Genomic DNA, 12,454 nt, shown 5'->3' on the forward strand with positions numbered 1-12,454 from the left:
ATTTATAAAATTTTTATAAATTAAATAATTTTTAAATTTATAAAATTACCTCTAGTTCATGTCTAGATAACATAAAATATTATTAATAGTAGATATAAATAATTTTTTAATAGACAATTAAATAATATATATAGTAATTTTTTAACATAAATTAAAATATTTCTAGTTACAATTTCGTAAAAATTATAACTTAACAGCTAAATTATATGAAAAGGAGAAAGTTTTTTGAGTGCATTAATTCTTCAATCAATTGATGATTCAATTGTGGGAAAAGATTTTAAATATGATGATGCTTTTTTATCGATTGAACAAGAAATAGATAAAAGTCACAGTGCTTTTTTTGATGGTTCTACAGATTGGGAGTTAGTATTAAATAGTACTCAAGATTTTCTTATAAATAAAAGTAAAGATTTTAAGATTGCAACTTGGTGGATATATTCATGTTGGAAAGTAAACTCTTTTATAGGATTAGAAGTTAATCTTCCTATTTATATAAATTTCATAAATCAATTTAACGATAAATTATATCCTAAATCTATTAAAGGTAAAACAAATATTATTTTTTGGTTTGAAGAACAGTTGACTTTAGAAATAAGCCAAAATTTTACTTCTAATATTGAAGTTTTCTATGAACTTTTTATGGAACTTAACAATACTTTTAATAAATTATTAGAAAATGAAGATGTATATTTTAAAAAGATTATAAATATACTTAAAGCTAAACTACAAGAACAAAATGCAAAAGAAGAACTGAAAAAAAAAGAACAAGTTACTCAAATTAATAAACAAAAAGATGAATTAGATTCACATAAAGCAATATCTTTTTTAAGGGAATTGAAAAAAGATGCTTCAAAATTAGCACATTTTTATAGAGAAGAAGATTTTATTGAGCTTAAAGCATTAAGAATTACAAGATTCTTGTCTTGGCTTGAAACTGATGGACTTCCTTTAAATGAAAACTCAATTACACAATTAAATCCTCCTTCAATATTAGAAATCGATGAAGTAAAAAGTTTGTATAAAAATTCAAACTATGATGATGCAGTAAAGTTAATTGAAGAAATTGTGGAAGTTTCTCCTTTTTGGTTTGATGGGCATTATTATATATATAATATTTTCAAAAAATTAAATAAAGAAAAACAAGCAAATGAAGTAAAAAATTTATTAATCTATTTTTTAAAAACAAATGAAGGAATACTTGATTTAAAATTTAAAGACCATAGTAATTTCGCATCACCTAAAACTAAAAAATGGCTTAATGAAAATATGCAAGAGAATGCAAATAGTTCAAATAAAAACAATGATTGTGAGTTTGAAGTAGATGAAACTTTAAATTTTAAGGAGGCAATAAACCTAATAGATAAAAAATATATTAGTTCACAAAATATAAAAGATAAATTTCTTTTAAGATTAAAGCAAATGCAATTAGCTATAGAAAACAATAAAGAGAGTATGGCTTTAGCACTATTTGATGAACTTGAAAAATATATTGTAAAACACAATTTAATACAATGGGATGCAAAACTTGTATCAGAAGTGTATGTACTTTTTTTAAGCTCATTTAGCAACATCCAAGTAGAGAATGAACAAATAGAAAAATATTATTCACTACTTTGTAAAATTGATATAAATAGTGCATTAAAAATAAATATTTAAATTAGGAGAATATAGATGAATAAACAATCAGAATCACCAAAAGAGAGAATTAACGTCACTTATAAACCTGCAACAGGAGATATGACAGAAGAGATAGAAATTCCATATAAGATTACTTTATTGGGAGAATATAACCCAAATGAAGAAAAAAAACCTGTTGAAGAGAAAAAAGTTGTAAAAATAGATAAAAATAACTTTAACGATGTATTAAAAGCACAAGATTTATCTGTAACATTTAATGTTGATAATAAATTAACACAAGAAGAAGATTCTTCATTGAATGTAGATTTAAAAATTAATAGTATTAAAGATTTTTCACCTGAAAAAATAGTTGAAAATATCCCAGAATTAAAAGTTCTTATGCAATTAAGACAATCATTGATGGCTTTAAAAGGTCCATTAGGAAATGTACCTGCATTTAGAAAAGCTATTGAAGATGCTATTTCAAATAAAGAAGAAAGAGATAAATTGATGAATGAATTAAATCTTGGTGTTAAAGAATAAAAGGAGTTTAGATGACTACAGAACAAGTTTCACAAAACAATATTTCAGATATAGAACAATTAAGTTTATTAGATAATATTGTAGCTCAAACAAGCATAAACCAAAATGATGACAGCTATTCAGTTGTAAAAACAGGCGTAGAAGCACTTGTAGAAGAATTAATTAAATCTGATAATAAAGAAGAAAAAGTTAATAAATCTATAATAGATAAAATGATTGCAGAAATAGATGAAAAAATATCTGCTCAAATGGATGAAGTTTTGCATCATGAGCAGTTTCAGGCATTAGAATCAAAATGGAAAGGTCTTTATATGTTAGTTGAAAGAACTGACTTTAGACAAAATATTTTAATGGAATTTATAAATGTATCAAAAGAAGAATTAATTGAAGATTTTGAGGATAGCTTAGATATTACAAAAACAGGTCTTTATAAGCATGTATATAGTGCAGGATATGGACAATTTGGTGGGGAACCAGTAGGTACTATTATTGCTGATTATGAACTTTCTCCTTCAAATATGGATATAAAATTTTTAAATAAAGTAGCCTCAATTTCTGCAATGAGTCATGCACCTTTTATTAGTGCAGCAGGTCCTAAGTTTTTTGGACTAGATAGTTTTGAGGGGCTTCCTGATTTAAAAGATATAGAAGATGTAATGACATCTCCACAATTTGCAGCTTGGAAAGGCTTTAGAAAAAATGAAGATTCAAGATATGTAGGACTTACTCTTCCTAGATTTTTACTTAGACCTCCTTATGATCCAGAAGATAATCCTATTTCAAATTTTGTTTATAAAGAAGATGTTTCAAAAAGTCATGAAGATTATTTATGGGGAAATACAGTTTATGCTTTTGCAAGTAAATTAACTGATAGTTTTGCAAGTTATAGATGGTGTACTAATATAATAGGACCAAAATCAGGTGGTGAAGTTAGAGATTTACCTGTACATACTTTTGAGAGTATGGGTGATATTGAGATGAAGATACCAACAGAAGTTTTAGTTTCAGATAGAAGAGAGTATGAATTATCTGAACAAGGTTTTATTCCATTGATTATGAGAAAAGGAAGTAATACTGCTGCATTCTTTGCTGCTAGTTCAGCACAAGAGCCAAAACTTTTTGCAAATACTCCTGAGGGTAATGAAGCACAATTAAATTATAAATTAGGTACTCAATTACCATATTTATTTGCCATTACAAGAATGTCTCATTATATAAAAGTATTGCAAAGAGAGTACATTGGTTCATGGAGAGAAAGATCAGATTTAGAAAGAGAACTTAATAAATGGGCTAAGCAGTATGTTGCAAATCAAGAAAATCCAAGTGCAGAAATTAGAAGTAAAAGACCTTTTAAAGATATTGCAATTGATGTTGAAGATGTTGCTGATGATCCAGGTTGGTATAAAGTTAGAATTTCATTAAGACCTCATTTTAAATACATGGGTGCAAGTTTTGAGTTATCACTTGTTGGTAAGTTAGATAAAGAGTAAAAGATGTATAAGGGAAGTTTATTTGAAAGATTATCCTCAAGTTTTGATGATAAACAGTTTGATTCAAAAGAAGAAGCATTATATGCATCAATTGCAAATAATCTTTCAAGAATCTTCTCTACAAATGCAGGAAGTGCTGAAATATCGAAAGATTATGGAAAAGTAGATTTAAATAATATAAATTTAAGTATGAATGACTCTATTGAATTTATAGAAAAAAGTTCACAAAATGCTATAAAAAAGTTTGAGCCTAGATTGTATAAAACAAAAGTTGGAATTTTAAGAGAAAATTTAAGTTTTAATGAAATGACAATTTTAATACAAGGATATCTAGTAATAAATGGTAGAAGCAAAAAAGTAAGTTATAGAGCAAATTTATTAAAAAATGGAAAGGTAAAGATATTTAAAGATGACATTTAATGACTATTATAAAAAAGAATTAAACTCATTACGACTTGAAGGTTCAGAGTTTTCTAAAAAAAATCCTGGATTATCAACTTATCTTTCAAAAGAAGGACAAGATCCTGATGTGGAAAGACTACTTGAGGGTTTTTCTTTTCTAACAGGGAGATTAAAACAGCAACTTGATTATGAATTACCAGAAGTTTCTCATACTTTAGTTCAACTACTTTGGCCAAACTATATTCGACCAATACCATCGTACTCTATTATTAAATATGAATCAATCAAAGACTCAACTCAAAATATTAAAGTTGAAAAAAATACTGAAGTTTTAAGTAAAAGTATAAATAATTCACAATGTAAATTTAGAACTGCTTATGAACTTACTGTTATGCCCTTTGAATTACAAAATGTTAATTACTATACATATAGTAAAAAAAGTGATCTTGAATTGTCTTTTCAAATGTCAACAATTGGAACACTACAAGATTTAACATTTGAGAATTTAAGGTTACATTTAGGTGGTTCTAAATTTATTGCACAAGATTTATATCTTTTTCTAACAAACTATGTTGAAAAAATTGATTTGATTATTAATTCTGATGATAGTAAAGAACTTGCTTCAATATCAATTGATAAAAACTCAATAAAACAAGTTGGCTTTAATTCAAACCAAAATCTTATGCCTTATTCTTTAAATGTTTTTGATGGATATATTTTGCTACAAGAATATTTTTGTTTTAAAGATAAATTTTTATTTATTGATATATTAAATTTATCAAATATTAATACCATATCAAATGAAATCTTAGAAAAAAGTAGAAATTTTACTATAAAAATAACATTTTCTAAAAAGATAAAACAATCTGAAACTCCAAGCATTAGCAACTTCTTTTTGTATAGTACTCCTATAGTTAATCTATTTGAAACAGATTCTGTACCAATTAGAAAAACAAGTTATGATGAAGAGTATTTAGTAGTTCCTTCAAATTTAGATAAAAATCAAAGTGAAGTTTTTTCAATTGAAAATGTAAGAGGTTGGATTGCAAATAAGTCAAGTTATGAGGATTTTATGCCTTTTGAAACATTTGAACATAACTTATCAAATACAGAGTATTACTCATCAAGAGTTAAATTGTCAACGGATGAAGCGCAAACAAATACATATTTGAGATTTTCCAATTCAAAAGGATTAGAAGAAGATATTTTAAAAAGTAATGCAACAATATCAGTAAAAATATTGTGTACAAATAAAAACTTACCTTCTAAACTTTTATTAAAAGAAATTGATACTGCAAATCCTTTATCAAAAAGTGCAAATTTAAAATTTCAAAATATTACTATTCCTACACAAAGCTATCCACCTCCAATTTCAGGAGACTTTTTGTGGAGAGTGATTTCTAACATGTCTTTGAATTATCTCTCTTTAGAAGATATTAATTCTTTAAGAACCATCTTAGAAACTTATGATTTTTATGGAGCATTTGATAGAAAACAAAAAGAAAAAACAGCAATGCAATTAAAAGGGATTGAAAATATTTCATATGAAACTTGTGAAATGATAGATAAAGGTTTACCAATAAGAGGAACTCATATAAAATTAAAAGTTAATCCTTTAAACTTCTCTTGTCTTGGAGAAGCTTACATATTTTGTTGTGTATTAAATGAATTTTTTGCACTTTATAGTAATCTAAATTCATTTCATAAATTAAGTGTTGATATAAATAATGAAGACTATTTTCAGTGGCCTGCAAAAATTGGTTCACAAACATTAATATAGTAGAAGATTAATATGAAAATTGAAGAAATAAATAGTAGTTTAAATGAGAGTATTTCTAAATATTCATTACCACAAATTATAAGGGTTGTATGTGGATATTTAAAAGATTTTCATATAAACAAAAATAGTATAGAAGTTTATGAACTTATTAAATTTAGTTCAAATCCAAGTTTGTCTTTTCAAAAATCAGAAGTATCAAAAGTAATTCTTTTTGAAGAACAGAATGATATAAAAGCTGAAATTACTTTAAACTTTTTAGGTATATTTGGTAGTTCTTCTCCTTTACCATCTCATTATAGTGAAATGGTTTTATATAGTATTGATAGTGACTATATATTACATGATTTCCTTAATTTATTTAATCATCATTTGCAAAGGTTTATCTATCCTATATGGCAAAAACATAGATATTATATACAATATCAAAATGATTTAAAAGACAAATTTTCAAAATATATATTTTCATTTTTAGGATTATATTCAAACAGACTACAAAATAATAGTTCCTTAAATTTAAGAAAACTTATTCCATATATTGGAATTTTATTTATGAAACATAAATCAGCAGGAACTTTAAAATCGATTTTAAGACACTACTTAAATCATAATGAATTAGAAATAATTCAATGCATTGAAGATAATTATAATATACCTTCTTTTCAAAGATGTTCTTTAGGTGATGAAAACTGTAGCTTGAATAGTAGTTTTCTAATAGGAGAATCTGTTAAAAGTAAAAATGCCAAATTTCAGATTCTATTAAAAAATGTTACTAATCAACAACTACTAGAGTATAGTATTTTAGGATTTAAAATGAAAGAATTAAAAGATTTAATTGCGTTTTCTTTAAATGAACCACTTAAACATGAAGTCTGTTTTGAAGTAAAAAAAGAAGAAAAAGAGTCTCTTTCTCTTGATATTAATGCCAAACAATTTTTGGGAATAAATAGTTGGATTGGGCAAACATTCTACGATGAAAAAATAGTAATAGCACAAAAAGGATTATAATGAAATTAGAATTAAAAAATTTGATAAATAATTTAGATAAGCAAACAAAAAAATATCTTGAAAACTCAGCACAAAGATGTATTGTAAGAGGTGGAAGTGAAATTTTAATAGAAGATATTTTATATGTTTTTTTAGAAGATGAAAATAGCATATTTTCTTTGATGTTAAATCAATACAGAATTGATAAAAATGAGTTAATAAAAGTAATTCAAAAAGAAGTAAAAATAAGTATAAGTGAATCAAACAGCCCTATATTCTCTACTATTTTAGTTAATTGGCTTGAAGATTCTTATTCTTATGCAAAGCTTATTTTAAATCAAAATGAAATAACGCAATCTTCAATGATTTTATCTTTATTTGAAAATAGTATTAAATATTCAAATACAAAATACTTTAAAATATTTGAAGAAATTGATGTAGAAGAGCTAAAATCCTTAATAGAGGGATTAAATGAGAAACCAATTGAAAATAAGACTTCTAATGAAAACTCAAATACAAAAAGTGAAATAGAAAAGTATACAACAGATTTAACCCAATTAGCAAAAGAAAATAGAATTGATCCTGTATTATGTAGAGATGATGAGATAAAACAAGCAATTGATATTTTGTTAAGAAGAAGAAAAAATAATCCTATTTTAGTTGGTGAGGCAGGTGTTGGAAAAACTGCAGTAGTTGAAGGGCTAGCTTTAAAAATTGTTAATAATGAAGTTCCTGTTCAATTAAAAGAAGCAAAAATATTATCTTTAGATGTTGGTGCTTTACAAGCTGGAGCAAGTGTAAAAGGAGAGTTTGAGAGAAGATTGCAAGAGGTAATTAATAAATTAAAAGCAAGTAGTGAATTTGTAATTTTATTTATTGATGAAGCTCATACACTAATAGGAGCAGGGGGAAATGAAGGTGGTTCAGATGCTGCAAATTTATTAAAACCTGCACTAGCAAGAGGAGAACTCAAAACAATTGCTGCAACTACATGGTTAGAATATAGAAAATATTTTGAAAAAGATCCCGCTTTATCAAGAAGATTTCAAAAAATCAATCTTTTAGAACCAACAGTAACTGAAGCTACAACAATTTTAAGAGGAATTGCTAAAAAATATGAAGAAGCACATGATGTTTATATTGAAGATGATGCAATAAAAAGTGCTTCATCTTTATCTGCTAGATATATAACAGGTAGACAACTTCCTGATAAAGCAATTGATGTTTTAGATACTGCTTGTGCAAATGTAAAAATTAGTCAATCAAATATACCTTTTGAATTACAAAAAATTGCTACAAAGATATTAGAAAAAGAAAGAGAAATAGAGTTCTTACAAAGAGATGATGTAAACAAAATAAAAAATAACAAAGAAAAAATTAAGATTTTAAAAAATGAGCTTAAAGTCTATGAAGATGAAGAAAAACTCATTAGAACAAACTGGGAAAAACAAAAAGAAGTTTTAGAACAAATTGGAGAATGCAAAGATAAAAAAGAGAAAAGTAAACTAAAAACCCAACTTAAAACTTTACAAAAAAACAATATGTATATTTTTAATACTGTTAATAAAGAACAAGTAGCAAAAGTTATATCTTCATGGACAGGAATTCCTTTGGGGAATATGGTTGAAGAGCAAATAAAAACAGTTGTTGAACTTGAAGATAAAATTAAAGACAAAGTTATAGGTCAAGAACAAGCAATATCATATTTAAATAGGTTTTTGCAAATTTCAATTTCTGGATTGAAAAAAGAAGACTCTCCTACTGGTGTATTTTTACTTGTAGGACCTAGTGGAGTTGGTAAAACAGAAACAGCAAAAGCAATAGCTCAACTTATGTATGGTGGTGAAAGGTTTATCACTACTATAAATATGACAGAGTTTCAAGAAAAGCATACAGTTTCAAGACTTATAGGATCACCTCCTGGTTATGTTGGGTATGGTGATGGAGGTCAACTAACTGATCCTGTTAGAGTAAAACCATATTCAGTTATATTGCTAGATGAAATAGAAAAAGCTCATCCTGATATTTTAAATCTTTTCTATCAAATTTTTGACAAAGGAGAAGTAAATGATGGAGAAGGAAGAGTAATTGATTTTAAAAATACTACCATAATTATGACTTCTAATTTAGCAACTAAAGAAATAACAAATTATTGTCAAAATAATAAAGATAATATTTCATTAGAAGAGCTTTCATCACTTATTACACCTGTGCTTAGTGATTATTTAAAACCTGCATTACTTGGAAGAATGAATGTGATTCCGTATTTTAATTTAAATGAAGAGGCTTTAATCAAAATTACAAAACAAAAATTTGAAATAACTAAAAAACAATTACTTAAAAAAGAAATCGATTTAGAAATTGATGAAAACCTTATCAAATATATAGTTAGTTTATCAAACAGTATTGATACAGGTGCTAGAAATATTGATTTGATAATTAATACAAAAATTATGCCAAAGTTATCTAAATATTTATTGGATTCGTCTATAAATAAAAAGAAAATAAAAAATATCTCTTTAAATCTAGATTCAAAGAGTAATGAAATATTGATTAAATAAAGGAGAAATTATGATGAAAAAATTATTTTTTATTTTTTTTATAATTTTGTTTTCAGGATGTGCAAGTTTTCATGAAACTTATAAACCATTATATCAAGCTAAACCAGAGATTGAGGATTTAAAATGAAATTAATCCTTGATATAGTTAAGCATCCTCAAGAAAAATTATTAAAAAGAAATTTTCAATTTAATAAAACTGGTGGAGTAGTTGGAAGATCTGATGATATTGATAATAAACTAGCTGATACTAAAAATATTATTTCAAGTAATCATTTTTTAATACATTTTGAAAATAATCAATACTTCATTGAAGATACAAGTACAAATGGTACTTTTTTAAAAAATCCATTTTCAAAACTAGTGAAAAATGAACCTGTAAAAATAAATGATTTAGATATTTTTATAGTAGGAGAGTATGAACTTCAAGCAAGATTTACAACACTTGATTACTCTAATACACAAGAAAAGTTTAATGAAAACAAATTGATTCCAGATGATTTTTTAATTGATGATGAATTAAAAAATTTATCAATGGAAGAAGAAACTTATTCTTCTAGTGTTTTAGATATATTAAAAGAAGAAACAACTTCAAATACAATTGTTGAAACTATTTATGAAGAAGAACAAAAAGTTAGTAAAGATATTTTAGATGATCATATTGATGTTGATACATATATTAAAGATGAAAAAGTAGAAAAGATTTTTAATAAAGAGATTGCTAGTGTTGAAGATGAGTTACAAATATTAGGAAAAAATTTAGGAATTGAATTTGATAGTTTATCAAAAAAAGAGAGGGAAAATGTCTTAAATGAAATCTCAGATATTGTAATAAATTCATTAGAGGGCTTAAAAAACTCTTTATCTATAAAAGAAAAAATTACTAAAGATTTGAATATTCAAGAAAATATTAAAATGAAAAATCCAATAAATATGGGATTACTAGCTTTAAATGTAATTGATATAAACGATACTGAAAAAGTTAGCTTATCAGAAGCTGTATCAAAGTCTTTTAAAGAATTAGATACTCATAATGTAGCATTACACAGAACTAGTAAAAATCTAATTAATATCACTGCTTCAAAATTTTCACCAAAAAATTTAGAATATTATTTTGAAAGTAATAATGAAATAAATAGTTTATTACCTAAGAAATCACAACTTTGGAATTCTTATTCAAAAATGCTTAATAAAATCGATGAAAATCCAAACCATGGACAAGAGTTAATTATGAATGATTTTATAAATGAGTACAAAAATATTTTGTATACAATAAAACTCACATCACTATAAGGAAAAACAATGAAACTAAAATTAATTATTTTAACTTTAGCAATATTTATTTTAAATGGGTGTTCTACTAAACCAACACATTTAGAATTAGTTGTTACTTCTTCAAAAGATTTAAATCAAGATTTGGATGATATCTCATCTCCTTTAATGCTTACTTTTTATGAATTGAAATCAGCAGAAAAGTTTATAAAGTATGATTATTGGAGTCTTTTAGAAAGATCTGGTAGAAAATTAGGAGATGATTTGATTTCACAAACAAAGCAAGTAATAACTCCCCAACAAGAACAAACATATAAAATCTCTTTTAATGAAAAGACAAAATTTTTAGGTGTAATTGGGAACTTTAGAAAACTAAATAAAAATAAACAATGGAAATATGTTATTAATTTAGAAAAAGATGAATATAACTATATAGAGTTAAAAGTAAAAAATTTTAAGCTAGAAAGAGTAGATTAATGGAAAATAAAATAGTATGGAAAGAGGGTCTTTTTATAAGACCTCAACATTTTCAACAAAATGATAGGCACTATAGCCATGAGCTAAGAACTAGAACTATTGAAAGTAGAGCAAATAATTGGGGCTTTTTTAATCTAGATATAGATAAAACCCTTTTAAATACAGGTAAGTTATTAATTAAAAGTGCTAGTGGAATTTTACCTGATGGTACACTTTTTGAACTATCTTCTCAAAATGAAAATGATTTAATTATTGAAGTAAAAGCTTCAGATGTTGGTAAATTTATATATTTAACTTTACCTTTATATATTGAAAATAGTGATGAAATACATTTTGAAGAACAAGAAACTCTTTTAACAAGATATAAATCAAAACTAATCAAAGATATTCCAAATATTAATGCAGGAGAAAATAGTTCAAGTGATATATTGATTGCAAAATATAATTTTAAACTTCAATTTGAAGAAGATATTAATCAAGGTCTATTGAAACTTAAAGTTGCAAAAATCGGGAATGTTAGTGCAACACAAAGTGTTAGTCTAGAATCAAGCTTTGAACCTACTTTTTTACATTTAAATTCATGCGAGTCTTTATTGTCAAAAATAAAAGAGTTATCAAGTATGTTAAATTATAGAGCAGAAAAACTTGCGGAGAAAATAAGTGATACAACACTGCAATCAACGGAATTAGGACATTATCTAATGTTACAGCTATTAAATAAAGCATATGCAAGAATATCATATTATTTATCTCAAGAAAAAACTCATCCTGATGAACTTTTTTTAGAACTATCATCATTAAGCTCAGAATTAGCAGTATTTATGAATAAAACTAGAAGAGATATCGAAATAATAAATTACAATCATTATGAACAACATAATTGCTTTTTAACTTTGTTGCAAAAATTAAAAGGAATGCTTAGCATGGTTCTTGAGCAAAATAGTATTTCTTTAAATATTGAACAGAAGAAATATGGCATATATATAGCTGCTTTAAATGATAAGAAAATTTTAAATGATTCAACTTTTATTTTTGCAGTAAGTGCAAGTATCTCAACAGATAAACTAAAAGAAATCTTAACAACAGGTCTTAAAATAGGAACAATTGAAACTATTAAAAATCTTGTAAACTTTCATTTGGTTGGATTTAAGTTAAAAGCATTAAATACTGCACCAAAAGAGATACCTTACAAAACAAATCATCTTTATTTTAAAATTGAATTAACACAAGAAAATAAAAAAGAGTTAGCAAAGTCAGCTGGATTTGCATTTCATTTATCTACGCAAGTTGATGATATTTCATATGCTTTATGGGCAATTAAAGAGTAAACA

At 25.4% G+C, this 12,454-nt stretch carries 10 protein-coding genes; all 10 read left to right on the forward strand.

What is annotated here, in order from left to right:
- Window positions 1-225: 225 nt before the first annotated feature.
- The 10 genes from AMRN_RS06900 (at window position 226) to tssK (ending at window position 12,451) form a co-directional block, all read left to right on the forward strand.
- Complete coding sequence (locus tag AMRN_RS06900; protein WP_099310193.1) at window positions 226-1,656, forward strand: TssA family type VI secretion system protein; 1,431 nt, start codon at window positions 226-228, stop codon at window positions 1,654-1,656.
- A 15-nt stretch (window positions 1,657-1,671) separates the two neighbouring features.
- Entirely contained in the window at window positions 1,672-2,160 is a 489-nt protein-coding gene (gene tssB, locus AMRN_RS06905; RefSeq protein WP_099310194.1) for a type VI secretion system contractile sheath small subunit, read from the forward strand.
- Between the two features lie 11 nt (window positions 2,161-2,171).
- Entirely contained in the window at window positions 2,172-3,650 is a 1,479-nt protein-coding gene (tssC, locus tag AMRN_RS06910) for a type VI secretion system contractile sheath large subunit (protein ID WP_099310195.1), read from the forward strand.
- A gap of 3 nt (window positions 3,651-3,653) precedes the next feature.
- A complete protein-coding gene (tssE, locus tag AMRN_RS06915) occupies window positions 3,654-4,070 on the forward strand; it encodes a type VI secretion system baseplate subunit TssE (RefSeq protein WP_099310196.1) in 417 nt (138 codons plus the stop codon).
- Window positions 4,060-5,832: a type VI secretion system baseplate subunit TssF gene (tssF, locus tag AMRN_RS06920; RefSeq protein WP_099310197.1), complete on the forward strand. Its 1,773-nt coding sequence runs from the start codon at window positions 4,060-4,062 to the stop codon at window positions 5,830-5,832. Before tssE ends, tssF begins: the two co-directional genes overlap by 11 nt.
- Window positions 5,833-5,844: 12 nt before the next feature.
- Window positions 5,845-6,837: a type VI secretion system baseplate subunit TssG gene (gene tssG, locus AMRN_RS06925; RefSeq protein WP_099310198.1), complete on the forward strand. Its 993-nt coding sequence runs from the start codon at window positions 5,845-5,847 to the stop codon at window positions 6,835-6,837.
- Entirely contained in the window at window positions 6,837-9,377 is a 2,541-nt protein-coding gene (tssH, locus tag AMRN_RS06930; RefSeq protein WP_099310199.1) for a type VI secretion system ATPase TssH, read from the forward strand. Before tssG ends, tssH begins: the two co-directional genes overlap by 1 nt.
- A gap of 123 nt (window positions 9,378-9,500) precedes the next feature.
- Complete coding sequence (locus AMRN_RS06935) at window positions 9,501-10,667, forward strand: type VI secretion system-associated FHA domain protein (RefSeq protein WP_099310200.1); 1,167 nt, start codon at window positions 9,501-9,503, stop codon at window positions 10,665-10,667.
- A gap of 9 nt (window positions 10,668-10,676) precedes the next feature.
- The gene (gene tssJ, locus AMRN_RS06940; RefSeq protein ID WP_099310201.1) at window positions 10,677-11,123 is read left to right on the forward strand and encodes a type VI secretion system lipoprotein TssJ; all 447 of its coding nucleotides are present in this window, start codon (window positions 10,677-10,679) and stop codon (window positions 11,121-11,123) included.
- Window positions 11,123-12,451, forward strand: coding sequence for a type VI secretion system baseplate subunit TssK (gene tssK, locus AMRN_RS06945; RefSeq protein WP_099310202.1), 1,329 nt, complete (start codon window positions 11,123-11,125; stop codon window positions 12,449-12,451). The genes tssJ and tssK overlap by 1 nt, the downstream gene beginning before the upstream one ends.
- Window positions 12,452-12,454 lie beyond the last annotated feature (3 nt).

The sequence above is a fragment of the Malaciobacter marinus genome (genome assembly GCF_003544855.1).
Lineage (GTDB): Bacteria > Campylobacterota > Campylobacteria > Campylobacterales > Arcobacteraceae > Malaciobacter > Malaciobacter marinus.